The 24,555-nt window shown below is 43.7% G+C and carries 32 protein-coding genes; 28 read left to right on the top strand and 4 right to left on the bottom strand.

Annotation, left to right across the window (positions count from 1 at the left end; all coding sequences use genetic code 11):
• Positions 1–11: 11 nt before the first annotated feature.
• The 25 genes from rplB to ACYQ2C_RS03850 all read left to right on the top strand — a co-directional run bounded on the left by rplB (position 12) and on the right by ACYQ2C_RS03850 (position 13,706).
• A complete protein-coding gene (gene rplB, locus ACYQ2C_RS03730; RefSeq protein ID WP_460050323.1) occupies positions 12–839 on the top strand; it encodes a 50S ribosomal protein L2 in 828 nt (275 codons plus the stop codon).
• A gap of 33 nt (positions 840–872) precedes the next feature.
• Positions 873–1,151, top strand: coding sequence for a 30S ribosomal protein S19 (rpsS, locus tag ACYQ2C_RS03735; RefSeq protein WP_460050321.1), 279 nt, complete (start codon positions 873–875; stop codon positions 1,149–1,151).
• 15 nt (positions 1,152–1,166) lie between these two features.
• Positions 1,167–1,499, top strand: coding sequence for a 50S ribosomal protein L22 (gene rplV / locus ACYQ2C_RS03740; protein ID WP_460050494.1), 333 nt, complete (start codon positions 1,167–1,169; stop codon positions 1,497–1,499).
• Between the two features lie 12 nt (positions 1,500–1,511).
• On the top strand, positions 1,512–2,189 hold the full coding sequence (rpsC, locus tag ACYQ2C_RS03745; RefSeq protein ID WP_460050319.1) for a 30S ribosomal protein S3: 678 nt from the start codon (positions 1,512–1,514) through the stop codon (positions 2,187–2,189).
• 13 nt (positions 2,190–2,202) lie between these two features.
• Complete coding sequence (gene rplP, locus ACYQ2C_RS03750; RefSeq protein ID WP_233086956.1) at positions 2,203–2,616, top strand: 50S ribosomal protein L16; 414 nt, start codon at positions 2,203–2,205, stop codon at positions 2,614–2,616.
• Positions 2,616–2,807, top strand: a complete 192-nt coding sequence (rpmC, locus tag ACYQ2C_RS03755) for a 50S ribosomal protein L29 (RefSeq protein WP_460050316.1) — start codon at positions 2,616–2,618, stop codon at positions 2,805–2,807. The genes rplP and rpmC overlap by 1 nt, the downstream gene beginning before the upstream one ends.
• A complete protein-coding gene (gene rpsQ, locus ACYQ2C_RS03760) occupies positions 2,807–3,073 on the top strand; it encodes a 30S ribosomal protein S17 (protein ID WP_460050314.1) in 267 nt (88 codons plus the stop codon). Before rpmC ends, rpsQ begins: the two co-directional genes overlap by 1 nt.
• A gap of 35 nt (positions 3,074–3,108) precedes the next feature.
• Positions 3,109–3,477: a 50S ribosomal protein L14 gene (gene rplN / locus ACYQ2C_RS03765; RefSeq protein ID WP_460050312.1), complete on the top strand. Its 369-nt coding sequence runs from the start codon at positions 3,109–3,111 to the stop codon at positions 3,475–3,477.
• Positions 3,478–3,523: 46 nt separating this feature from the next.
• Positions 3,524–3,841: a 50S ribosomal protein L24 gene (gene rplX, locus ACYQ2C_RS03770; RefSeq protein WP_460050310.1), complete on the top strand. Its 318-nt coding sequence runs from the start codon at positions 3,524–3,526 to the stop codon at positions 3,839–3,841.
• 12 nt (positions 3,842–3,853) lie between these two features.
• Positions 3,854–4,393, top strand: a complete 540-nt coding sequence (gene rplE / locus ACYQ2C_RS03775) for a 50S ribosomal protein L5 (RefSeq protein ID WP_460050308.1) — start codon at positions 3,854–3,856, stop codon at positions 4,391–4,393.
• 9 nt (positions 4,394–4,402) lie between these two features.
• Positions 4,403–4,708 (top strand): 30S ribosomal protein S14, encoded by a 306-nt coding sequence (gene rpsN / locus ACYQ2C_RS03780; protein WP_460050306.1) that lies wholly within the window; start codon positions 4,403–4,405, stop codon positions 4,706–4,708.
• Positions 4,709–4,729: 21 nt separating this feature from the next.
• A complete protein-coding gene (gene rpsH, locus ACYQ2C_RS03785; RefSeq protein WP_460050304.1) occupies positions 4,730–5,122 on the top strand; it encodes a 30S ribosomal protein S8 in 393 nt (130 codons plus the stop codon).
• Between the two features lie 13 nt (positions 5,123–5,135).
• A complete protein-coding gene (gene rplF, locus ACYQ2C_RS03790) occupies positions 5,136–5,669 on the top strand; it encodes a 50S ribosomal protein L6 (protein WP_460100112.1) in 534 nt (177 codons plus the stop codon).
• 11 nt (positions 5,670–5,680) lie between these two features.
• Positions 5,681–6,031: a 50S ribosomal protein L18 gene (gene rplR, locus ACYQ2C_RS03795; protein ID WP_460050300.1), complete on the top strand. Its 351-nt coding sequence runs from the start codon at positions 5,681–5,683 to the stop codon at positions 6,029–6,031.
• Positions 6,032–6,041: 10 nt separating this feature from the next.
• The gene (rpsE, locus tag ACYQ2C_RS03800) at positions 6,042–6,563 is read left to right on the top strand and encodes a 30S ribosomal protein S5 (RefSeq protein ID WP_460050298.1); all 522 of its coding nucleotides are present in this window, start codon (positions 6,042–6,044) and stop codon (positions 6,561–6,563) included.
• Positions 6,564–6,611: 48 nt separating this feature from the next.
• A complete protein-coding gene (rpmD, locus tag ACYQ2C_RS03805; protein ID WP_460100106.1) occupies positions 6,612–6,797 on the top strand; it encodes a 50S ribosomal protein L30 in 186 nt (61 codons plus the stop codon).
• Between the two features lies 1 nt (position 6,798).
• Positions 6,799–7,233, top strand: a complete 435-nt coding sequence (gene rplO, locus ACYQ2C_RS03810) for a 50S ribosomal protein L15 (RefSeq protein WP_460050294.1) — start codon at positions 6,799–6,801, stop codon at positions 7,231–7,233.
• Between the two features lie 47 nt (positions 7,234–7,280).
• Positions 7,281–8,615, top strand: coding sequence for a preprotein translocase subunit SecY (gene secY, locus ACYQ2C_RS03815; protein WP_460050292.1), 1,335 nt, complete (start codon positions 7,281–7,283; stop codon positions 8,613–8,615).
• Positions 8,616–8,632: 17 nt separating this feature from the next.
• A complete protein-coding gene (rpmJ, locus tag ACYQ2C_RS03820) occupies positions 8,633–8,749 on the top strand; it encodes a 50S ribosomal protein L36 (protein WP_232593856.1) in 117 nt (38 codons plus the stop codon).
• A 251-nt stretch (positions 8,750–9,000) separates the two neighbouring features.
• Positions 9,001–9,357 (top strand): 30S ribosomal protein S13, encoded by a 357-nt coding sequence (gene rpsM, locus ACYQ2C_RS03825; RefSeq protein ID WP_460050290.1) that lies wholly within the window; start codon positions 9,001–9,003, stop codon positions 9,355–9,357.
• Positions 9,358–9,378: 21 nt separating this feature from the next.
• Positions 9,379–9,771, top strand: coding sequence for a 30S ribosomal protein S11 (gene rpsK / locus ACYQ2C_RS03830; protein WP_460050288.1), 393 nt, complete (start codon positions 9,379–9,381; stop codon positions 9,769–9,771).
• Positions 9,772–9,786: 15 nt separating this feature from the next.
• A complete protein-coding gene (rpsD, locus tag ACYQ2C_RS03835; protein ID WP_460100101.1) occupies positions 9,787–10,407 on the top strand; it encodes a 30S ribosomal protein S4 in 621 nt (206 codons plus the stop codon).
• 27 nt (positions 10,408–10,434) lie between these two features.
• Entirely contained in the window at positions 10,435–11,424 is a 990-nt protein-coding gene (locus ACYQ2C_RS03840) for a DNA-directed RNA polymerase subunit alpha (protein ID WP_460050284.1), read from the top strand.
• A gap of 63 nt (positions 11,425–11,487) precedes the next feature.
• Positions 11,488–11,874, top strand: coding sequence for a 50S ribosomal protein L17 (gene rplQ, locus ACYQ2C_RS03845; RefSeq protein ID WP_460050282.1), 387 nt, complete (start codon positions 11,488–11,490; stop codon positions 11,872–11,874).
• Between the two features lie 380 nt (positions 11,875–12,254).
• A complete protein-coding gene (locus tag ACYQ2C_RS03850; protein ID WP_460050280.1) occupies positions 12,255–13,706 on the top strand; it encodes an undecaprenyl-phosphate glucose phosphotransferase in 1,452 nt (483 codons plus the stop codon).
• An 88-nt stretch (positions 13,707–13,794) separates the two neighbouring features.
• Here the strand turns inward: ACYQ2C_RS03850 and ACYQ2C_RS03855 are convergent, their stop codons facing one another.
• The 3 genes from ACYQ2C_RS03855 to rfbC all read right to left on the bottom strand — a co-directional run bounded on the left by ACYQ2C_RS03855 (position 13,795) and on the right by rfbC (position 17,024).
• The gene (locus ACYQ2C_RS03855; protein WP_460100097.1) at positions 13,795–15,360 is read right to left on the bottom strand and encodes a SulP family inorganic anion transporter; all 1,566 of its coding nucleotides are present in this window, start codon (positions 15,358–15,360) and stop codon (positions 13,795–13,797) included.
• Between the two features lie 218 nt (positions 15,361–15,578).
• Positions 15,579–16,469 carry a dTDP-4-dehydrorhamnose reductase gene (rfbD, locus tag ACYQ2C_RS03860; RefSeq protein WP_460100094.1) on the bottom strand — a complete coding sequence of 297 codons (891 nt, stop codon included), beginning with the start codon at positions 16,467–16,469 and terminating at the stop codon, positions 15,579–15,581.
• 18 nt (positions 16,470–16,487) lie between these two features.
• Positions 16,488–17,024 (bottom strand): dTDP-4-dehydrorhamnose 3,5-epimerase, encoded by a 537-nt coding sequence (gene rfbC / locus ACYQ2C_RS03865; protein WP_460050274.1) that lies wholly within the window; start codon positions 17,022–17,024, stop codon positions 16,488–16,490.
• 149 nt (positions 17,025–17,173) lie between these two features.
• Between rfbC and ACYQ2C_RS03870 the strand changes: the two genes are divergently transcribed.
• Both ACYQ2C_RS03870 and uvrA read left to right on the top strand, forming a co-directional pair.
• Complete coding sequence (locus ACYQ2C_RS03870) at positions 17,174–18,598, top strand: mannose-1-phosphate guanylyltransferase/mannose-6-phosphate isomerase (protein WP_460100089.1); 1,425 nt, start codon at positions 17,174–17,176, stop codon at positions 18,596–18,598.
• A gap of 126 nt (positions 18,599–18,724) precedes the next feature.
• Positions 18,725–21,553 (top strand): excinuclease ABC subunit UvrA, encoded by a 2,829-nt coding sequence (gene uvrA, locus ACYQ2C_RS03875; protein ID WP_460100085.1) that lies wholly within the window; start codon positions 18,725–18,727, stop codon positions 21,551–21,553.
• A gap of 47 nt (positions 21,554–21,600) precedes the next feature.
• Here the strand turns inward: uvrA and ACYQ2C_RS03880 are convergent, their stop codons facing one another.
• Positions 21,601–22,290 carry a LuxR C-terminal-related transcriptional regulator gene (locus tag ACYQ2C_RS03880; protein WP_460100082.1) on the bottom strand — a complete coding sequence of 230 codons (690 nt, stop codon included), beginning with the start codon at positions 22,288–22,290 and terminating at the stop codon, positions 21,601–21,603.
• Between the two features lie 790 nt (positions 22,291–23,080).
• Between ACYQ2C_RS03880 and ACYQ2C_RS03885 the strand changes: the two genes are divergently transcribed.
• A complete protein-coding gene (locus tag ACYQ2C_RS03885) occupies positions 23,081–24,406 on the top strand; it encodes a UDP-glucose dehydrogenase family protein (RefSeq protein WP_460100079.1) in 1,326 nt (441 codons plus the stop codon).
• Positions 24,407–24,555: the final 149 nt, after the last annotated feature.

Below are 24,555 nucleotides of genomic sequence, written 5' to 3' on the forward strand. Positions count from 1 at the left end.
GGAGCTGGGAAATGGCTATTGTAAAACGCAAACCTACTTCTCCGGGTCGCCGCTTTGTTGTTAGCGTTGTAAACCCAGATTTGCACAAAGGTGATCCATATGCACCTTTGGTAGAGAAGAAGTCCAAAACCGGTGGCCGTAACAACGCGGGTCGTATTACGACGCGTCATGTTGGTGGTGGTCACAAGCATCATTACAGAATCGTTGACTTTAAGCGAAATAAAGACGGTATTCCTGCGAAAGTAGAGCGTCTTGAATATGATCCAAACCGCACTGCTTACATTGCATTGGTTTGTTTCGCTGATGGTGAGCGCCGTTACATTATTGCACCAAAAGGTCTTTCTGTTGGTGACGTAGTTGAGACTGGCGTTTCAGCTCCGATTAAAGTTGGTAACACTTTACCGCTTCGTAATGTGCCAGTGGGTTCTGTTGTTCACTGTGTAGAATTGAAGCCTGGTAAAGGTGCTCAGTTAGCGCGTTCTGCTGGAACTTCGGTTCAGTTGGTGGCTCGTGAAGGTAACTACGCAACAATTCGTTTGCGCAGTGGAGAAATGCGTCGAGTTCTATCTGATTGTCGTGCGACTATCGGTGAAGTTTCGAATTCGGAGCATAACCTTCGTTCACTCGGTAAAGCCGGTGCATCTCGTTGGAGAGGCGTTCGACCGACAGTTCGTGGTGTTGCCATGAACCCGGTAGATCATCCGCACGGTGGTGGTGAAGGTCGTACCTCAGGTGGTCGTCATCCTGTGAGTCCATGGGGTACCCCAACTAAAGGGTATAAGACTCGCACTAACAAACGTACCGATAACATGATTGTTCGTCGTCGCGATAAGAAATAAGCGCGCGAATAACTAGCTGAAGAGGAAGTTGCAGTGCCACGCTCACTGAAGAAAGGTCCTTACATCGATCTTCATCTTATTAAGAAGGTTGAAGCTGCGATCGAAAAAAATGATCGACGTCCAATCAAAACTTGGTCTCGTCGTTCGATGATTATGCCTGAAATGGTCGGTCTTACCATTGCTGTTCACAACGGCAAGCAACACGTTCCTGTGTTGATTAACGAAGAAATGGTAGGTCATAAGTTGGGTGAGTTCTCTTTGACTCGCAACTACCGCGGCCATGCGGCAGACAAAAAAGCTAAGAAACGCTAATTCGAGGGTTTAATGATGGAAGTAGCTGCAAAATTGAGCGGTGCGCGTCTATCAGCGCAAAAGGCCCGCTTGGTTGCCGATCAAATCCGTGGCAAGCATGTCGAAGAAGCGTTGGATATTTTGACTTTTAGTACCAAAAAAGGTGCCGCAATCATCAAGAAAGTGCTTGAGTCAGCAATAGCTAACGCTGAGCACAATGAAGGTGCCGATGTAGACGAGCTCAAGGTTTCTACGATTTTCGTAGATGAAGGAATGACAATGAAGCGCATTCGCCCTCGAGCTAAGGGACGTGCAGATCGTATCTTTAAACGATCTTGTCACATCACCGTAAAAGTAGCTGAAATATAAGAGACAGGCGTTATGGGTCAGAAAGTACATCCGACAGGCATTCGTCTGGGTATCGTTAAGAAGCATACTTCTACATGGTATGCTGGAAGTGACGCCTACGCAGACAAGTTATACACAGATTTAAGTGTTCGTGACTATCTGCAAAAGAGTTTAGCTCACGCTTCTGTAAGTCGTATTGAAATTGAACGTCCAGCAAACACTGCTCGCGTAACTATTCACACCGCTCGCCCTGGTATCGTTATCGGTAAAAAAGGTGAAGATGTTGAGAAGCTACGAAATGAGCTTGCCAAGAAAATGGGCGTGCCAGTTCATATCAATATTGAAGAAATTCGCAAGCCAGACATCGATGCTACGCTAGTAGCGCAGAGTGTTGCTTCTCAGCTTGAGCGCCGCGTAATGTTCCGTCGCGCTATGAAGCGAGTTGTACAAAACGCTATGCGTCAAGGCGCTCAAGGTATCAAAGTGCAAGTTGGTGGCCGTTTAGGTGGTGCAGAGATTGCCCGTTCTGAATGGTACCGCGAAGGTCGTGTACCATTACACACCTTACGTGCGGACATTGACTATGCAACGGCTGAAGCTTCAACCACCTATGGAATCATCGGTGTAAAAGTTTGGATCTTCAAAGGCGAAGTTATCGGTGGTGTCGAGCAAGTTGAAGACACTTCTGCTAAGAAAAAACGAACTAAGTAAGGAGTACGCATAAATGTTACAGCCAAAGCGTACCAAATTTAGAAAGATGCAAAAAGGCCGCAATCGCGGTCTTGCAGAGCGCGGCTCTAAAGTTAGTTTCGGTGAGTATGGCTTGAAAGCAACCGGTCGTGGTCGCATTACAGCACGTCAAATCGAAGCTGCACGTCGAACAATGACGCGTCACATTAAGCGTGGCGGAAAAATTTGGATTCGAGTATTTCCAGATAAACCGATTACCGAAAAACCGTTGGAAGTTCGACAAGGTAAAGGTAAGGGTAACGTTGAATATTGGATCTGTCAGATCCAGCCAGGAAAAGTCCTCTATGAAATGGAGGGGGTTAGCGAAGAGTTGGCTCGTGAAGCTTTCCAATTGGCAGCAGCGAAGTTACCTGTAAGCACCACTTTTGTTAAACGGACGGTAATGTGATGAATGCTAAAGAGCTTAGCGAAAAAACAGTTGAAGAGCTCAATAAAGAGTTGGTTGTTAAGTTAGAGTCGCAGTTTAGATTGCGTATGCAATCTGCAACTCAACAGCTAAATCAAACTCACATGTTGAAGCAAACACGACGCGATATTGCCCGTATAAAGACAGTGCTTAAGCAAAAGGCAGGTGAATAATGGCTCAGGCAGAAAACCAAGCTCGTACTCAAACCGGTAAAGTCGTTAGCGACAAGATGGATAAGACAGTTACTGTTCTTATTGAGCGACGTGTTAAGCACCCTGTATACGGAAAATACGTAAGTAAGTCCTCTAAAATCAAAGCGCACGATGAGAACAATGAGTGTAAGGAAGGCGATTTAGTTACAATCGCTGAGACTCGCCCTCTTTCTAAAACCAAGTCTTGGACTTTGGTTAAGATCGAAGAACGCGCAACCGTAATTTGATACACAGAGCATTCTAAAAGTTTCGGAGACGGACGATGATTCAGACACAAAGTTATCTAGAGGTAGCTGACAACTCAGGTGCTCGCCGCGTTATGTGTATCAAAGTACTTGGTGGTTCTCACCGACGATATGCAGCTGTTGGTGACATCATTAAGGTTACCGTGAAAGAAGCAATTCCACGCGGTAAGGTCAAAAAAGGTCAAGTGATGAAGGCTGTGGTAGTGCGTACCAGAAAAGGTGTGCGTCGCCCAGACGGTTCATTGATCAAATTTGATGACAACGCAGCAGTGTTGTTAAACGCAAGCGAAGCGCCAATTGGCACTCGTATTTTTGGCCCCGTAACTCGTGAGTTACGTAGCGAAAAATTTATGAAAATTATCTCTTTGGCGCCAGAGGTGCTGTAAGGTCACGGCTTACAGTATACCGGTCAGAGTTATAGAGGAACGGCAAATGCGCAAGATTAAACGTGACGATGAAGTAATCGTCATTGCCGGTCGAGACAAAGGTAAACGTGGTAAGGTCATCAAAGTTTTAGCTGATGATCGTCTACTTGTCTCAGGCGTGCAAATCGTGAAGAAGCACCAGAAGCCAAACCCACAATTGGGTGTAGCTGGTGGTATCGTAGAAAAAGAAGCCCCGATTCAAGCGTCTAATGTAGCTATCTACAATAGTGCAACCAGTAAAGCTGATCGTGTTGGCTTTAAAATTCTTGAAGATGGAAAGAAAATTCGCGTTTTCAAATCCAGCGGCGAAGCTGTAGACGCGTAAGGTGAGAGCAGAATGGCTAAGTTAAAAGAAGTCTACAAATCTGAGATCGCGCCTGCGCTACAAAAAGAGCTCGGCGTTAAGAATGTTATGGAAATTCCTCGCATCACCAAGATCACTGTTAACATGGGTGTTGGTGAAGCGGTTGGTGACAAAAAAGTTTTAGAAAATGCAGTTCGTGACTTAGAAGCGATCACTGGTCAAAAAGTGGTTGTAACTAAAGCTCGCAAATCAATTGCAGGTTTTAAAATTCGTGATGGTTGGCCGATTGGTTGTAAAGTGACTTTGCGTCAAGATCGTATGTACGAATTCTTAGAGCGTTTAGTTTCTATCGCCATCCCACGAATTCGCGATTTCCGTGGTATTAGCCCCAAGCAATTTGATGGTCGCGGTAATTTCTCTATGGGTGTTACCGAACAAATCATCTTCCCGGAAATTGATTACGACAAAGTAGACAAGCTTCGCGGTTTGGATATTTGTATTACCACCACTGCCCGCAATGACGATGAAGGTCGTGCATTGTTGAGAGCCTTTAACTTCCCATTCAAAGGTTAAGAGACTGTTATGGCAAAGAAATCAATGATTGCACGTGATGTAAAGCGTGCGAAAGCCGTTGCTAAATTCTCAGCTAAAAGAGCTGAATTAAAAGCAATTATTGCCAGTCCTGAATCTTCTGAAGACCAAGTTTGGGAAGCGCAAGTAAAATTGCAACAAATGCCTCGCGATGCTAGTGCGACTCGTATTCAGCGTCGTTGTCGAGTAACTGGTCGTCCACATGCTGTTTACCGTAAGTTCGGCCTATGCCGTAACAAGTTACGTGAAGCAGCTATGCGCGGTGATGTGCCTGGCTTAGTTAAAGCCAGCTGGTAAACAGATTCAGGAGCGAAAGTTATGAGCATGCAGGATCCTTTGTCAGATATGCTGACACGCATCCGTAACGCACAGATGGTTGGTAAGACCACTGTAAGCATGCCTTCTTCTAAATTAAAAGTCAGCGTAGCGACTGTTTTAAAAGATGAAGGTTACATTGCCGATTTCGGCATTGAAGGTGATGCAAAACCAACTCTTTCTATTAAGTTAAAGTACTTTGAAGGCAAGCCAGTAATTGCAGAATTGGATCGCGTTAGTCGTCCAGGATTGCGCAATTATGCGGGCAAAAATGAATTACCATCTGTCCGTGGTGGTTTAGGTATTGCCATTGTATCCACCAGTAAAGGTGTGATGACTGATCGTGCGGCTCGTGCAGCTGGCGTCGGTGGCGAAGTACTCTGCACAGTATTCTAAGTGGAATTTAAACATGTCACGAGTTGCAAAAAGTCCGGTTGAAATACCTGCTGGTGTGAAAGTGGATCTAGACGGTCAATCACTTTCTATTAAAGGCAGCAAGGGTACTTTGGCTTTGGAGATTCACAGTAATGTTGCTGTGACTCAAGAGGAAAACGTTCTTAAGTTCCAACCTCGCGATCAAGCCAAGCAGTCAGTCGCTTTAGCGGGTACAATGCGTGCCCTTGTTAACAATATGGTAGTCGGTGTTACCCAGGGTTTTGAGAAAAAACTTGACTTGGTTGGCGTTGGTTACCGTGCTAAAGCTACAGGCAATACTGTAAACCTGACTTTGGGGTTCTCTCATCCGGTAGATTATGAACTACCTGCGGGTGTTACTGTTGAGACTCCAAGTCAAACAGAAGTATTGCTTAAGAGTGCTGACAAGCATTTGTTAGGTCAGGTTGCTTCGGAAATTCGAGCGTTTCGTCCGCCAGAGCCTTATAAAGGTAAAGGTGTTCGCTATTCCGACGAACTTGTTCGTCGTAAAGAAGCTAAGAAGAAGTAGGTCCTAAGACTATGAATGCAAAAAAAGAATCTCGTTTACGTCGTGCAAGACGCTCCCGAGCAAAAATTCGTGAGTTAGGTGCTACGCGTTTAAGTGTATTTCGTACTCCGAAGCACATTTATGCTCAAATTATTGCTGCCGATGGTGCTAAAGTCTTGGCCAGCGCGTCAACTGTTGAGAAAGATCTACGTGAAGGTAAAACCGGTAACGCAGATGCCGCGGCTACAGTTGGTAAGTTGATTGCCGAACGAGCTAAAGCTGCTGGCGTTACCGAAGTAGCATTTGATCGTAGCGGTTTTAAATACCATGGTCGTATCAAGGCGTTAGCTGACGCTGCGCGCGAAGCAGGTCTGGAATTCTAAAGGTTAAGCAATGGCTAAAGAGAAAAAAGACGATCGCAACAACGGTCAACAAGAAGAAGGTTTGCAAGAGAAGCTTGTCGGTGTTAACCGTGTTGCTAAAACCGTAAAAGGTGGCCGTATTTTTACATTTACCGCCTTAACTGTTGTTGGTGACGGTAATGGCCGTGTTGGTTTCGGTCGCGGAAAAGCTCGTGAAGTGCCACAAGCTATTCAAAAAGCGATGGAAGCAGCACGCCGTAACATGATTCAAGTTGATTTGGATGGTGATACCATCCAGTATCCAACTAAAGGTCGTCACTCAGCTTCTAAAGTGTACATGCAACCTGCTTCTCAAGGTACAGGCGTTATTGCTGGTGGTGCAATGCGTGCGGTTCTTGAAATTGCTGGCGTACAGAACGTTTTGGCGAAATGTTACGGTTCTACTAACCCCGTTAACGTTGTACGTGCAACTTTTAAAGCACTACAACAAATGGCATCTCCAGAGTCTGTAGCTGCTAAACGCGGTAAGTCGGTAGAAGAAATTACGGGTTAAAATTCGAACTTGCTCTAGGGCAAGTTTTAGAATCTAGGTAGAATTACTATGGCTAATAAAACTGTCAAAGTAACTCAGATTAAGAGCAAAGCAGGTCGGTTAAAAGCTCATCAGGCATGCTTACTTGGTTTAGGGTTACGCCGTATTGGTCACTCCGTAGAAGTTGAAGATACTCCTTCTACTCGTGGCATGATTAATAAAGTAAGCTACTTGGTTAAGGTTGAAGGTGAGTAATATGAAACTTAATACTCTAGCTCCAGCTCCTGGCCGGGTATCTCCTAAGAAGCGTCTAGGACGTGGTATTGGTAGCGGTTTAGGTAAAACTGGTGGTCGCGGTCACAAAGGTTTGAAGTCTCGCTCAGGTGGTTCAGTTAAGCCTGGTTTCGAAGGCGGTCAGATGCCACTTCAAAAGCGTCTTCCAAAATACGGTTTTACTTCTCGTATTGGACGTGTGAGCGCAGAAGTTCGTCTTTCTGAATTGAATAAAGTCGACGCAGAGATCATTGATGTAACTGCTCTATGTGAAGCGGGTATCGTTAATGCCTCTATCAAACGTGCAAAAGTTTTTCTTTCTGGAGAAATTACTAAAGCCGTTACGTTGAAAGGTATTACAGCTACTAAAGGCGCTCGTGAAGCGATCGAAGCAGCTGGCGGAAAGATCGAAGATTAATATAATCCATGGCTTAGTTTAGGTTAAGTCGTTTTTGGGGGAAGCCAATGGCTAACGCAGGTGGATTAGGATTCGGAGATCAAAAAGGTTTGGGCGAGCTCTGGGCTCGCCTTCGCTTTCTCTTTATCGCAATTATTGTATACCGAATAGGTACTCATATTCCTGTTCCTGGTATCGATCCCGATAGAGTTTCAGATTTATTCAACCAAAATCAAGGCACAATCCTCGGTCTATTTAATATGTTCTCGGGTGGTGCTTTGGAGCGTATGAGTATTCTTGCTCTTGGGATAATGCCCTACATCTCCGCTTCAATTATTATGCAGCTTATGTCTGCTGTGACTCCTTCATTGGAGCAATTGAAGAAAGAAGGTGATGCTGGTCGGAGAAAGATAAACCAATATACACGTTATTTAACTGTGTTGTTGGCTACTGTGCAGGCCATTGGTATGTCGGTAGGCTTGGCTCAGGGTTTTGCGTACACAGCGGATTTTAGTTTTTACTTTGTCGCTGTAGTTTCGCTTGTAACCGGTGCCGTGTTTATGATGTGGCTTGGCGAACAAGTGACTGAAAGAGGTATCGGTAACGGTATTTCTATGCTGATTTTCGCAGGTATTGTTGCTGGTATTCCTGCTGCTGTTGGTCAAGCGTTTGAATCGGCACGCCAAGGCGACTTGAATGTATTCATTCTTTTGGTTGTTTGTGCGATAGCGATTGCGGTTATTTGGTTTGTTGTGAGAATGGAGCGTGGTCAGCGACGCATAACAGTAAATTATGCGAAGCAACAACGTGGTCGTAAAGTTTTTGCAGCCCAAAGTAGCCATCTGCCGCTTAAAGTGAACATGGCTGGTGTTATTCCTGCAATTTTCGCAAGCACGATATTACTTTTCCCTGCATCTATTGCTCAATGGTTTGGTAATAGTACAGGCGGTACAGGTTCCGATTTACTGCAAGAATTTGCCTTGCTTATTGGTCCTGGCCAGCCTTTGAACCTTATTTTGTTTGTGGCTTTGATTATCTTCTTTTGTTTCTTCTATACGGCTTTGATGTTTAACCCGAAAGAAGTCGCGGATAATCTCAAAAAATCAGGGGCTTATGTCCCAGGTATACGTCCTGGTGATCATACGTCGAAATATATTGATAAAGTATTAACTCGTTTGACACTTGTTGGCTCAATATATATCGCAGCTGTCTGTTTATTGCCGCAGTTTTTGATATTAGCAACTGATGTTCCTTTCTATTTAGGAGGTACCTCTTTGTTAATTGCAGTGGTCGTAGTCATGGACTTTATGGCTCAGGTTCAGTCTCACCTGATGTCTAGTCAGTACGATTCGCTGATGAAAAAGTCTAATTTAAAGGGCTACGGTAGCGGCGTTGCTCGCTAAATGTGAGGTTAGTTAAAATGAAAGTAAGAGCGTCTGTTAAAAAAATGTGCCGGAACTGTAAGATGGTTCGTCGTAACGGTGTGTTACGTGTGATCTGTAGTGCAGAACCTCGTCACAAGCAACGCCAAGGCTAAGTTTAGCCAAGCGCATTCATAAGAAAAAGCGCAGCTTTGCTGCGCTTTTTCTTATTGGATAGGAGGCACCAACTGTCGTTTGGTTGAGAAATCGCCAAGCTATTGCATTCTTGTGACAGTGTCAGTATGATTGCGCACCTTTTTTAGAGCGGTAAACAACTTTTTACTGGTTTTTCATTGTCTCTGATTATTGTAGTCATACCACTGATCGCTGTTGGTGCTGAAATTTAATATATAGTGGAGTAAGTTGAATGGCTCGTATTGCTGGTGTCAATATACCAGATAACAAACATGCCGTTATTTCCCTCACATACGTTTACGGTGTTGGTAAAACAACCGCTCAACGTATTTGTGCAGCTACGGGAATTGCTGAAACTACCAAAATTGGTGAGCTTTCAGAAGAGCAAATGGACGCAGTGCGTGAAGAAGTAGCAAAGCTTACTGTTGAAGGTGATCTTCGACGTGAGGTTTCTATGAACATCAAACGTTTGATGGACTTGGGTTGCTTCCGCGGCATTCGTCATCGCCGTAACCTTCCACTTCGTGGACAGCGTACAAAGACAAACGCGAGAACTCGTAAGGGTCCGCGCAAACCCATCAAGAAATAATCAACCGAAAGGATAAATTGCATGGCCAAGCCAAGTAATAAAACCACTCGTAAAAAAGTGAAGAAGACGGTTGTTGATGGCGTTGCGCACATTCACGCGTCTTTTAATAATACAATTGTTACTATTACGGATCGTCAAGGAAACACCTTGAGCTGGGCTACTGCTGGTGGTTCTGGTTTCCGCGGTTCTCGTAAGAGTACTCCATTTGCTGCACAGGTAGCCGCAGAGCGTGCTGGCGAAGCAGCTAAAGAATATGGTTTAAAAAATCTCGATGTTGAGGTTAAAGGTCCTGGTCCTGGTCGTGAATCAGCAGTTAGGGCTTTAAATAATGTTGGTTTTAAAGTAACTAACATTACTGATGTGACACCGATTCCTCATAACGGCTGTCGTCCACCTAAGAAACGTCGAGTATAAGGGGGATAGATTTAGATGGCTCGTTATATTGGTCCAAAATGTAAGCTTGCGCGTCGTGAAGGCACCGACTTATTTCTAAAAAGCGGTGCTCGTCCACTTGACTCCAAGTGTAAAGTTGAAACAACTCCTGGTCAGCATGGTGCTCGTCGTGGTCGTTTATCTGACTACGGTGTTCAGTTGCGTGAAAAGCAAAAAGTACGTCGTATCTACGGCCTTTTGGAGAAGCAATTCCGTTCTTATTATAAAGAAGCAGCCCGTATCAAAGGTGCTACTGGTGAGAACCTTCTTCAGTTGTTGGAATGTCGATTAGACAATGTGGTATACCGTATGGGATTTGGCTCTACCAGAGCGGAATCACGTCAGTTGATTTCACATAAGTCTATACTTGTAAATGGTCAAGTAATTAATATTCCGTCATACCAAATTTCAGTTGGCGATGTAGTTTCAGTTCGTGAACGTGCTAAAAATCAATTGCGCATCAACAACGCTTTAGAGCTTTCTAGCCAGCGTAGTGACGTTGAGTGGGTTGACGTTAATACTGAGAAGAAAGAAGGTACTTTCAAGCGTAAGCCTGATCGTAGCGATTTACCTGCAGAAATTAACGAAAACCTTATCGTCGAGCTTTACTCTAAGTAAGCGCCAGCCAATAACTAAGGTACGATTATGCAGAGTGCTGTAAACGATTTTTTAACTCCAAGAACTATTGATGTTACCGACATCAGCAAAAATCACTCGAAGGTTGTACTTGAGCCTTTAGAACGTGGTTTTGGCCACACATTAGGAAATGCGCTGCGTCGTATTTTGCTGTCCTCTATGCCAGGATGTGCGATTATCGAAGCAGAAATTTCCGGTGTGTTGCATGAATACAGCGCGATCGAAGGCGTTCAGGAAGATGTTATCGAGATCTTACTGAACCTTAAGGGTGTTGCGATCGTTATGCATGGTAAAGAAACTGCTACTTTATCTTTAAGTAAGAAAGGTCCGGGTGTTGTTACTGCTGGCGACATTCAGCTTGATCATGAAGTAGAAGTTGTTAACCCAGAGCATGTAATTGCAAATATCACAGGTGATGTTGAGCTTGATATGAAGCTTACCGTTGCTCGTGGTCGAGGCTATCAACCAGCTGATGCTCGTGTTAGCGATGATGATGAAACTCGTGCAATTGGTCGTCTTCAATTGGACGCAACCTACAGCCCCGTAAAGCGTTTAGCTTACACTGTAGAGAGTGCCCGTGTTGAACAACGCACCAACCTTGATCGTCTTGTGCTCGATTTGGAGACAGACGGTACGATCGATCCGGAAGAGGCTATCCGTCGAGCGGCTACCATTCTTCAGCAGCAGCTTGCTGTATTTGTTGACTTCGAAGGTGAGAAACAATCTGAGCCTGAAGAGAAACAAGAAGAAGTCGATCCAGTATTGCTTCGTCCAGTTGATGACTTGGAACTTACTGTTCGTTCGGCAAACTGCTTGAAAGCTGAGAATATCTACTATATTGGTGATCTTATTCAGCGTACTGAAGTTGAGCTATTAAAAACGCCTAACTTGGGTAAAAAGTCTCTGACTGAAATTAAAGACATTTTGGCTACACGTGGCTTGTCATTGGGCATGCGCCTAGAAAACTGGCCGCCAGCAAGCCTACGAAATGACGATTAATTAAATCGTTCGCCAATTAACCATTGCTGTGATAGCAATAGAATATCAATAGGATTTAGAGTCATGCGTCATCGTAAAAGTGGCCGTAAGCTGAATCGTAACAGTTCTCACCGTAAGGCTATGTTTAGCAATATGGCTGCTTCTCTTGTTGAGCACGAGTTGATTAAAACTACGTTGCCTAAAGCAAAAGAGCTTCGCCGTGTTGCTGAGCCGTTAATTACTCTTGCGAAGAAAGACAGTGTTGCGAATCGTCGATTGGCTTTTTCTCGTGTAAGAAACGACGCTGTCGTTGGTAAACTTTTCACGGAATTAGGCCCTCGCTACCAAAATCGTCCAGGTGGTTACATTCGTATTTTAAAATGCGGTTTCCGTGCTGGTGATAAAGCTCCAATGGCTTACGTTGAGTTGGTAGATCGTCCAGTTGAAGCTGAAGCGGTTGAAGAAAATTAATTTATATTTTCTTAGACGTTTTTACAAAACACCGAGCTTATGCTCGGTGTTTTTGTATGTGCGATATAAAAATATTCTAGACGGTTCAGAATTTGCAGATTATTTCGACACTGTCTAGTTTAGAATTTATTTTTTTACTAATTGCAATATCATTGTCAAATCTTGCTGTAATCCACAAAATTCGTTTGTTTAAAACTCGCTTTTGTATTGTAATTTGTGAACAGCTTCAAACTTAAATGTGTTATTGAACTTTTGTTTGTTCAAATTATTAAGTGATAAGGTGTTTATTTAGTTAATGTTTCCAGACTGCGCTTTTGAATATTCTACAAATTTGTAATGAATTCACCAAAGCGGCAGACACATAGGGAGTGAATGTATTTATGGGAATGAACGCCAAAGGAGTGGTTAAGCCTCATAGTTCTTTATTTGCGTTGTTAGCGCGTGTCGTCGATTGTGCAATCGTAATTACCGGTGTTGTAATCACATCGCTTATCACTGTGCAATCCCTACCTCAAACTTATTTACTGGCAGCTTTAGGCGCCGTTATTTGCCTTCAGTTTGCTGCGGAATTTGCAGAAATTTATCGCTCTTGGCGGTCCGAAACCATCTGGGCTGAAGCTAAGCAAGTTACTTACTGCTGGTTAGCCAGTTTCATTGTAATACTCGCAATAGGAAGCCTAACCAATTTAGAGGCATCATTATTCGCATGGCCTCAGTTTTCTCTCTGGTTTTTTGTCTCCCTTATATTGTTGTTGGGCTGGCGTTTATCAGCTCGTGTCCTTGTACAGAAACTGCGTGATAAAGGTTATAACACCCGTAATGTAGCTATTGTCGGAAACGGTGAGTTAGCGCTTGAAGTTGCTCACAGATTGCAGAAGTGCACTTGGGGCGGTTATGTAATCAGAGGGTTTTACGACGACAGACAAAACCCCGTTAAAAGAGATTTGGAACCCAATCAAAAAGAACGTACTGATTCGGGCGTTTCTCACGTATGCCCTCTCAGCGGGGATTTTTCTGATCTCATTGCCGAAGCTAGAGCAGGAAAAATTGATCAAGTATACCTAACCATTCCAATGCGCGGTGAGGAGAGAATCCGCTGGATCACCAAACGCCTGGCGACTTCGGCGACGTCCGTGTACATCATTCCGGATGTGTTTATGTTCGATTTACTTCATGCGCGAACTGTAAACTTAAACGGTATTCCCGCTATTGGTATTGTTGGTGAACCTAATCGCGGCACCATGTCTATGTTAAAACGGATGGAAGATATCGTTTTGGCGTTGATAATTCTTGCGATTATCAGTGGTCCAATGCTGGTTATCGCCGCAGCGGTTAAACTAACTTCCAAGGGACCAATTTTCTTCCGGCAGACGCGATATGGCTTGGATGGTCGTCCGTTTAAAATGTGGAAATTTAGATCAATGACCGTGTGTGAAGATGACTCTTCTCAAATTAAACAAGCGCAGAAAAATGATACACGTATCACTAAGCTAGGTGCTTTTTTAAGAAGAACCTCTTTGGACGAACTACCTCAGTTCTTAAATGTGCTTGAGGGCAACATGTCTATTGTTGGCCCTCGTCCTCATGCTGTTGCTCACAACGAAATGTATCGTGAGAAAATATCGGGATATATGTTACGCCATAAGATTAAACCTGGAATCACTGGTTGGGCGCAGGTAAACGGAGCTAGAGGTGAAACTGATACCTTAGATAAGATGGAGCGGCGCGTTGAGTATGACCTACATTATATTCGTAACTGGTCGGTTGCATGGGATATCAAGATAATCTTCTTAACTATCTTTAAAGGTTTCATCAACAAGAATGCTTACTAACTAAAAAAAAGCAAAAAGCCGGGCAAATGCTCGGCTTTTTTATAAAGGTCTAACAACGAAAACGTTATTCACTAACCTCTGCTAAACGCTATCCCAGCTTATCGCTGGCAACGTGATAGATTGGATCTTCCAAGACATTGATTTCACACAAGTCTCCTGCCTTAGAAAGTAACTCTCTACATTCCTCACTGATGTGTCTTATGTGAAGTGTCTTACCGAGGTTCTGATATTTTTCGGCAATAGCATCCAGTGCATCAATACCAGAGTGGTCGCTGATTCTGGATCTTTTGAATTCGATGATCACTTCTTGAGGATCGTTTTCAATATCAAAGATCTCTTTAAAATTACTAACGGACCCGAAAAACACAGGGCCTCTTAAATCGTAGATTTTTCTGCCATAACTATCATAGGAAACATCTGCATAAATATGTTGAGCATGTTTCCAAGCGAATGCCAGAGCGGAGACTATTACTCCGGTAATAACAGCAATGGCTAGATCAAAAAATACAGTCACGACGGACACGAGCACGATGACAAAGGCGTCTGTGATTGGAATTTTGCGCATTATTCTGAAGCTAGACCATTCAAATGTGCCTAGCACCACCATGAACATAACGCCGACTAATGCCGCCAATGGGATTTGCTCAATGAGTGGTGCGGCGAATAAGATAAATACTAACAAGACCAAGGCTGCAGTGATTCCCGATAACCTACCGCGCCCTCCATTGTTGATGTTAATCATGCTTTGGCCGATCATCGCACAGCCACCCATGGCGCCGAATAGGCCATTTACGGAGTTGGCAACGCCTTGACCAATACATTCCCGATTGCCTTTTCCACGCGTGTTAGTCAGTTCGTCGATAACGGTGAGTGTTAACAAAGATTCGATTAAACCTACGGCAGCAATAATGGCTGCGTAAGGCAAAATGATCCAAAGAGTTGCAAAGGTATAAGGAACTTGCGGGATGCTAAAACTGGGAAGTGTTCCTTGTAGCGTAGCTGAGTCGGCTAGGGACTCGGGTAGCTTGTCGGCAACAAAATCGATTACTGTTCTAGCCGGTAGGTCGAGCATTAAAACGGCGAGGGACACGGAGACAATTGCGACGAGACCTGCCGGTACAGCATTAGTTATTTTAGGCAGAAAGTGCATGATCAACATGGTAATCGCAACAAGGCTGACCATGAATAGCATCTCGGTGCCTTGCAACCACTGCCACACGTCTTCGCTCGATTCGAACTTAAATAAATCTTTTTGAGAAAGAAAAATGACAATCGCTAGCCCATTTACAAAACCGAGCATCACCGGGTGTGGAACAATTCTGATAAATTTTCCCAGTTTTAAAGTTCCGGCGATTATTTGCAATATTCCAGCGAGAAGAACGGTTGCAAATAGATATTCGACACCATTCACAACAACCAGTGATGTCATAACGACAGCAGTTGCTCCTGTGGCTCCAGAGATCATTCCAGGCCGACCACCAACAATCGATGTAATTAATCCCATCATAAAGGCGGCGTAGAGACCAACCATTGGCTCTACACCGGCAATAAATGCAAATGCTACGGCTTCCGGTACTAACGCAAGGGCAACTGTTATTCCAGAAAGTACGTCATTTTTAATGTTGATTGGACGCTGATCCAAGAGGTTAAACATCACTTCCTCTGCTGTTGTGTAATGAGAATGACTATTTTTACGAAGGGTAAAAGGTGTTTATGCTATCAAAATGCCAAGGTAGTGTCTTTGCGCATTTGTTGTTGAAAAGAACTCGGTAATAGAGGAATAAGTGGTGTCGTAATTAATAATGTTTGCGAGAGTTATATTTTCTCGATGACTTAACGAGACAAGTTTTGTCATCGAGAGGAGGGGTACAACTACTTTTCGGCTTTAATAAACGAGAGTACTTTTTCTAAACCGATATTCCAATGCGGAATTTTATGTCCCAAAGTTTTCTCGAGCTTTTGGGTGTTTAGAACCGAGTATAAAGGCCTTGGCGCAGGGGTAGGGTATTGAGAGGTTGGAATCGGGTTTACCTTCATGGATTTATTTATTAGCCCGTCAACCTTGGCAGCAGCGAAAATCGCAACGGCAAACTCATACCAATTGGTTTCGCCATTGCTGGAGCAATGATAAATACCCCAATTTACGACTTGTTTTGTGCGTATTTTCTCAACAAAAAAGACAATGCTCGCGACAATATCGCCGGAATAGGTAGGTCTTCCTCTTTGATCTGAGACGACATTAATCTCATCTCTACCTTCGCTTAATCGCAGCATGGTTTTAACGAAATTGGCGCCATGCTCTCCAAACACCCAACTGGTTCTCAAGATAATATGCTTTGCGTTTGAGGCTGTTAAACTCAGGTCTCCGAGTAATTTTGTTTTTCCATAAACACTCAAAGGCCCTGTTTCATCAGTTTCTTGATAGGGTTCCTTAGCTTCTCCGGTATACACATAATCGGTTGAAATATGGATGACGGGAGCATCGAGCTTGTGGGTTTCTTTCCCGATAGTTTCCATTGCTGTGTGATTAACAAGGTCTGCAGTGATTTCATCACTCTCTGCTTTATCAACTGCAGTGTAAGCGCAGCAATTAATGACAAGATCTGGACGAATTAGAGAGATTTGTTCTTTGATCTTTTGTGTGTCTGTAAAGTCGCAGTCTTCGCGATCCAGGGCACACAGAGATAAATCCTCGATGGCTTTTAATGCATTAACTAAGCTGGTTCCAACTTGTCCTTTTGCCCCAAAAATTAAAATTTTCACTCTAATTCCTTCGTTAAATTAAGCGTTTAGTTCTTTTAGCGTCGGTAGAATCGAATCTTTTTCTGAAAGCTTGGGATCGAGAATCGGCCAATCGATACCGACATCGGGGTCGTTCCAAATGATGCCACCTTCGTCACTTGGGTCATAATAATCTGTGCATTTGTACTCGAAATCGGCGGTGTCGCTCAGTACAACAAAACCATGCGCGTAGCCGGGTGGAACCCAGAATTGTCGCTTATTGGTTTCGCTCAATATGACGCCTTCGTATTGACCGTAAGTAGGTGAAGCTGGATTTATGTCTACGGCTACGTCGTAAACTTCGCCGCGCACAACTCGAACCAGTTTTCCTTGAGGCTTAGACTTTTGAAAGTGAAGTCCGCGTAATACCCCTTTAGACGATCGTGAATGGTTATCTTGAACGAATTCTAGGTGAATTCCAGCGAGATCTTTGTATCGATCTTTCTGAAAGGTTTCCAAGAAAAAACCTCTTTCGTCACCAAAAATCTTTGGCTCTATGATTACCACACCTTCAAGCTTTGTTGTTAGGATTTCCATTTTTATCTACTCTAAATGAATTTTGTCAGAAGTAATTCTAAAAAATCTACGTAAAAGACATGCCCTATTGTATAGAAGTTGTTTTATGCTGAACAAACTTACAAAATAATCAATTCATACTCAGTGTATAAGGTATATATTAAACAGGCATGGTACCGATAATTTTGTCCGGCGGCTCCGGAACTCGTCTATGGCCCTATTCGCGGTCATTACATCCTAAACAATTTCTGTCTTTAGTATCTAACCATACCATGATTCAAGAAACCCTTTTACGTACGAAAGGATTGTCGTTTGTTGAAGAGCCTTGGATCATTTGTAACAAAGAACATCGATTTACTGTTGCTGAACAACTTAGAGAAATTGGTCTGGGCCAAGCCGGCATTATTTTGGAGCCGGTAGGGAAGAACACCGCTCCTGCAATTGCTTTGGCTGCTCTTCAGTTGTTATCCGTTGGTAATGATTCACCTATGCTGATTTTACCGGCAGATCATGTCATAAAAGACATAGGCGCTTTTCATAAAGCCATAGAGGTTGCACGGGAGTGCGCGCTGAGTGGGTACCTAGTCACATTTGGCATTGTTCCTAGTTCTCCCGAGACGGGTTACGGTTACATAAAAAAAGGCACAGCTGCGGGCGGCTTTTCAGATTCAGCGTATAAAGTTGATCGTTTTGTGGAGAAACCTTCTATAGAAATCGCTAAAGATTATGTAAGTTCTGGTAGTTATTTCTGGAACAGCGGCATGTTTCTATTCAGGCCTTCACGGTATTTAGCAGAATTAGAAAAGCATAATCCCGAGATAGTCTTGTATTGTCGAAAAGCTCTTGAATTGGCACAAGCTGATTTGGACTTTATCCGAGTGGATAAAGGTTTGTTTGAGCAGTGTCCAGAGGATTCCATTGACTACGCTGTTATGGAAAAAACGGAATCCGCTCTTATGGTTACCTTGGATGCCGGTTGGAGTGACGTTGGATCTTGGTCTGCTCTTTGGGAGGTCTCTGAGAAAGATTCGAGCGGCAATACATTAAAAGGCGATGTGGTTGCTGAAGACGCTACAGGATGCTTCGTTCAGGCAGATAACAAACTCATCGCTATTGTAGGTGTTGACGATTTGGTTATTGTTGATACAGACGACTCTCTAATGGTTGCCAGCAAGAATCGAGTACAAGACGTTAAAAAAATTGTCTCGATGTTAAAAACCCAGAATCGTCCTGAAGCGACTGTGCATCGAAAAGTCTACCGGCCTTGGGGATATTACGACTCAATTGATAGCGGTGATCGATTCCAAGTAAAGCGTATTGTTGTCAATCCAGGCGCCGAGCTGTCGTTACAAATGCATCATCATCGCGCCGAGCACTGGATAGTTGTCTCAGGCACCGCATTGGTCGTAAATGGCGACACAGAAACAATCTTGACCGAAAATCAATCAACCTATATTCCGATTGGTCAAATCCATCAACTTAAAAACCCTGGGAGTATTCCCCTTGAGTTAATTGAGGTGCAATCGGGAAGTTATCTTGGTGAGGATGATATTGTTCGTTTTGAAGATAAGTATGGAAGGTCATCGGCAGATTGATCTTCGTTTTTTATTTTATTGAACAACGTCGCTTAATCGAAAAGTATGTCAGGGAAGACAGCCAATTTTTTAGGTTCAGCGTATACTAATGCGTTAATTTTTCCGAACCTAAAAACAAGGACTTTTGTGGATACCATCATTGTTCGTGGCGCTAGAACCCACAACCTCAAAAATATCGACCTTGATTTACCCCGCGACAAATTGATTGTAATTACCGGACTTTCGGGTTCTGGTAAGTCTTCCCTTGCATTTGATACGCTCTATGCCGAGGGGCAACGTCGTTATGTAGAGTCGCTTTCTACTTATGCTCGGCAGTTTTTATCGATGATGGAAAAGCCCGATGTGGATCATATCGAAGGCTTAAGTCCAGCCATTTCTATTGAGCAAAAATCTACTTCACACAACCCTCGATCAACTGTTGGCACTATCACTGAAATCTACGACTACTTGCGTTTGCTATTTGCACGTGTGGGAGAGCCGAGATGTCCAATCCATGGTGAGCCTCTCAGTGCTCAAACCGTCAGCGAAATGGTTGATCAGGTATTGGCAATGCCTGAAGGCGAAAAGCTGATGTTACTTGCACCTGTGATCCGTGATCGAAAAGGTGAGCATCTGCATGTTTTTGAGCAACTTAAGCGCGAAGGTTATATCCGTGCACGAATCGATGGGTTGGTTGTTGATCTTGATGAAGCACCATCCCTCGATAAGAGAAAGAAGCATTCTATTGAAGTTGTTGTAGACCGTTTTAAGGTTCGCGATGACTTACAACAACGGTTAGCCGAATCTTTTGAAACTGCTTTAGTTCTTGGGGAGGGATCGGTAATTCTCGCTTCTATGGATGGGGATAAAGAAGATAAAACATTTTCATCCAAGCATGCCTGTCCGATTTGTGATTATGCTCTGGCAGAACTAGAGCCCAGATTGTTTTCTTTCAACAATCCGGCCGGTGCTTGCCCAAGTTGTGACGGTTTGGGGGTTAAGCAATATTTCGACGAAGACAAAGTTATTCAGTTCGAGACGGCTTCTTTATCTGAAGGTGCAATAAGAGGCTGGGATAAACGTAACGTTTATTACTACCACATGCTAGCCTCATTGGCTGAACACTATGGTTTTGATGTTGATCAGCCATGGAACAAGCTCGCAAAAAAATACAAAAAAGTCATCCTTCAGGGCTCGGGAAGCGAAGAAATTAATTTTAGTTATGTTAATGATCGTGGCGATGTTATTTCTCGCACGCACACCTTTGAAGGTGTGATTCCTAACATGGAGAGACGCTATCGCGACACCGACTCTAATATGGTGCGCGAAGAGCTGGTTAAGTACATGTCCAGCCAAAATTGCCCCGAATGTCAGGGTGCACGTCTGCGGCGCGATGCCAGAAACGTTTTTATAGATAATAAAAACTTACCCGATATCACCTTGATGCCCGTGGCAGATGCTTTTAAGTATTTCCATGAGGTCAAGTTTGAAGGGGCCAAAGGAAAAATTGCCGATAAGATCCTCAAAGAAATTCGAGATCGGCTAAAGTTTTTGGTCGATGTAGGTTTGAATTACCTGACGCTCAGTCGAAGTGCCGAGACTCTTTCCGGTGGTGAGGCTCAACGAATTCGGTTGGCCAGTCAAATCGGTGCTGGTTTGGTAGGTGTCATGTATATTCTGGATGAACCTTCGATCGGCTTACATCAGCGTGATAACGAAAGGCTGCTCAATACCCTTACTCATTTAAAAGAATTGGGTAATACGGTAATCGTGGTTGAGCACGATGAAGACGCAATTCGTTTGGCGGATTACGTCGTTGATATTGGTCCAGGTGCTGGTGTTCATGGTGGCGAAGTGGTTGCTAAGGGAACGCCTGCGCAAATCATGAAAAATAAAAATTCGGTGACCGGAAAATATCTATCGGGTGAGAAAAAAATCGCGATTCCCGAGAAAAGAGGTGTTGCTGATCCTGAGAAGAGCCTAGTTTTAACCGGTGCTACTGGCAACAATCTTCAAAACGTCACTCTTTCTCTTCCAATTGGCCTAATGACGTGTATCACAGGCGTGTCTGGCTCCGGTAAGTCTACTTTGATAAACGCCACGCTATATCCAATTGCCGCAACAGAATTGAATAAAGCCAGTACGTTGAAGCCTGCTCCATATGAGAGCGTGTCTGGTTTTGAGCATTTGGATAAGTGTGTCGATATCGATCAAAGTCCTATTGGCCGCACACCCAGATCCAACCCGGCTACCTATACGGGTATTTTCACGCCGGTCCGAGAGTTATTTGCGGGTACTCAAGAAGCTCGTTCACGGGGCTACAAGGCCGGACGTTTCAGTTTTAACGTCAAGGGTGGGCGTTGCGAGGCTTGTCAGGGCGATGGCGTGGTTAAGGTAGAAATGCACTTCCTTCCAGACATTTATGTCCCTTGCGATGTCTGTCACGGTAAACGTTATAACCGTGAAACATTAGAGGTTAAATACAAGGGAAAAAGCATTCATGAAGTCTTAGAAATGACAATTGAAGATGCTCGTGAATTTTTTGATGCCATCCCTGCGGTTGCCAAAAAATTACAAACTCTGATGGATGTCGGTCTCAGTTATTTGAAGCTTGGACAGGCGGCTACGACCTTGTCGGGTGGTGAAGCACAGCGGGTGAAATTATCCAGAGAGCTTTCGAAGCGCGATACAGGAAAAACTCTGTATATCCTCGATGAGCCAACAACGGGTTTGCATTTTCAAGATATCGAATTGCTATTAAGCGTGCTGCATCGACTGCGCGATCATGGCAATACGGTGGTTGTTATTGAGCATAACTTGGATGTTATTAAAACTGCGGATTGGATTGTTGATTTGGGCCCTGAGGGCGGCAGTGGTGGCGGCGAAATTATTGCTCAAGGCACACCCGAGCAGGTTGCAAAAATTAAACATTCACATACAGGGCGTTTTCTAAAACCACTTTTGGATAAAAAATAGGACAGCACCCAATAGCAAAGTGTTGCCCTATGACGCTTAAACATCGATTAGTCGATGTTTAAGCGTCCCCAGTTGCATGCGTCTAGGCGGTTTACTACGCCTATTTTTTTGTATGCCTTATACAGGTGGCTCTTCACAGTATTCTCACTCAGATTCAAAATTTCACCAATCTCAGCATTGGTTGCACTGCGTTTAATTAAACGAAGAATTTCTTTTTCGCGGGGCGTTAATTTGACGTCAATTTTACCGTGGTGTGACTCACGGGATTTCTCTAAGTGCGCTGATAACAAGCGGCGAGGCAGCCAAAAATCACCCAGCAATACTCGTCGAATACCGCGGGAGATCTGTTCATCGGTAGCTTCAAGATAAAACATACCGTTTACTTTCGGCCATTCAATAAGATTCTCAAATTTCGTCTCGTGTGGCATTTTTACGAGTGCGATGGCTCGACAGCGATGGAGGTTTTTCTGCAACCAAATACTAATTGATTTGGAATCAGTCTCTTGGCAATCAATAACAACAAGATCGACTTCTTCCTTTAATGGCATTCCCATACCAATTTGCGAACAGTCACAACCGAGTTCTCTTTGCAGCATGTCTGGTAAGAATTTGCTCGCAAAACCGCCATGTTGAGAAACAAAAACTAATGGCAGTGAGGTGGAAGATTCTTTCACCGCGAGAGGTGAAATGGTTTGGTGGCCCAAATAACGGCCCGTTTGTAGTCCGGGGATATTCATGAACTTCCTTACTATTCTCAATTCGTTTGGCGTTGGCTGATTTGAGCGTCTGTTTTGAATCTATAGAGTCACGAACAATGTGCGCAATGGATTCCAAAAACTGGTAAAACAAAAAGCTCGTATCGTTGGATTTTTTATGTTGCAAAATAGGGATAAGTTGGCGTTTAAATCATTTTTATAGAGGTTTTTAAGCTCTACAATTGTAAATTAACCCATTAATTTTTGACTTATCCGGTGATCTTATATCGGTCTAGCTGTTAAAACTGCTCAGTTTGTGAAATTAAGTTAAGAACTGTGAGATTGTTGGCGTTGTTGTCATCAAAATCATTTTTAATTAACGTTTTTGACGACTTTAATCGGTTAAAAGTGTACGAAACGCCAACTTAATATCACTAAAACTACAGAAAGGTAGTGCCGCCTTATTACAGTCTCTCTCACTACCGTGGAGAGAAAATTATTATTAGAGTATTTGTTTAAATTAATTTGGTGACAAATAAGGTCATTTAGGTGGTTTTGGGTATTTTGAATGTAAAATTAATTGCCTTTTATTTAAGTTTTGTAATTGTTGGCGTCAATATCATCTTTTGTGGATTTTCCTTCCAGTGATTTAGGTTTAACAAGGTTTTTGAGAGCCATTAGAAGACTCTTATTTGTTTAATTATCATGGGAATGAATTAACGCTTAGAGCATAATGTCTGATTAATTTACAGATATGATCGAATTGCTTGAGAGGCTTTTTGATAGGGCTTTTCAGTTAGGCATTGTGAGTGATTAAAGGAAATTTAAGTTAGTGAAAGTAACAGTTTTTGGTACGGGTTATGTCGGTTTGGTAACCGGTGCATGTCTCGCAGAGGTAGGCCACAGTGTTGTCTGTGTCGATGTTGATGAACAGAAGATTCTTAATTTGCAAAACGGGCAAATTCCTATTTATGAGCCCGGGTTGGAATCGGTTGTTAAAGCCAATTTTGCGCACGGACGTTTAGCGTTTACCACTAACGCTGAAGACGCTGTCAAACATGGTCAGGTCATTTTTATTGCGGTTGGTACTCCGCCCGATGAAGACGGCGCCGCAGACTTATCGTATGTTCTGAAGGTTGCCGAGACAGTCGCCGAATATGTCAGTCGCGAAGTCATTTTGGTCACTAAGTCTACCGTACCTGTTGGCACCGCAGATAAAGTGAGAGCAAAAGTTGCTGAAGTTTTAGCTGCTCGCAATGTTGATATTGCTTACCACATCGCTTCTAACCCAGAGTTTTTGAAAGAGGGAGCCGCAGTATCGGACTTCATGAAGCCTGATCGAATTATTGTTGGTACGGATTCCGAGCGTGTGCGGGCTTCAATGGAGGAGTTGTATGCGCCCTTTAATCGCAATCACGATAGACTCATGTTTATGGATGTTCGCTCGGCTGAGCTTACAAAGTATGCGGCTAACGCCATGTTGGCAACCAAAATTAGTTTTATAAATGAAGTGGCTAATATTGCGGAATACGTGGGCGCTGATATTGAACGAGTGAGACAGGGAATCGGGTCGGACCCGCGCATTGGTTACCAGTTTATTTATCCCGGTTGTGGTTACGGTGGCTCTTGCTTTCCAAAAGATGTTAAAGCTCTAGTTTCCACAGCCAGGTCGGTTGGTTATCACGCACAATTACTAGAGTCTGTTGAAGCCGTTAATCACCGGCAGAAATCTAGATTGTTTGAAAAATTGACGGCCTATTTTTCAGGCGATCTGAAAGGTAAGACTTTCGCCGTTTGGGGATTAGCTTTTAAACCCAACACTGATGACATGCGAGAAGCATCTTCTCGGGTATTGTTGGAGTCTCTGTGGGCCAGTGGTGCCTCGGTTAAGGCTTTTGACCCCGAAGCCATGCACGAAGCGCAGCGTATTTATGGGCAGCGAGAGGATCTTCAGCTGATGGGAACCAAAGAATCCTGTTTGTTAGCAGCCGACGCGCTCTTGATTTGTACGGAGTGGAAAGCGTTTTGGGCGCCCGATTTTGAGCTCATTAAATCTAGCTTAAAAACCCCGTTAATCGTTGATGGTCGAAATATGTACAGCCCGTCTCGGCTGTCTCAAATCGGCATTAAATACATAGGTATTGGACGATCTAACTGATGGGTGAATGCGCGCTCGGAGGCCTAATTTCGGTTAAGCCTCTGAGCGCATGGTAGTACGTTTTTAATTTCAGTGTCATTTGGTGGGACAGTCGTTACTGCCAGATGCGACTAAATTGAATTTCCCTTCAGCTGGTCAGACAATGAGCA

The sequence above is a fragment of the Sessilibacter sp. MAH3 genome, assembly GCF_054658275.1.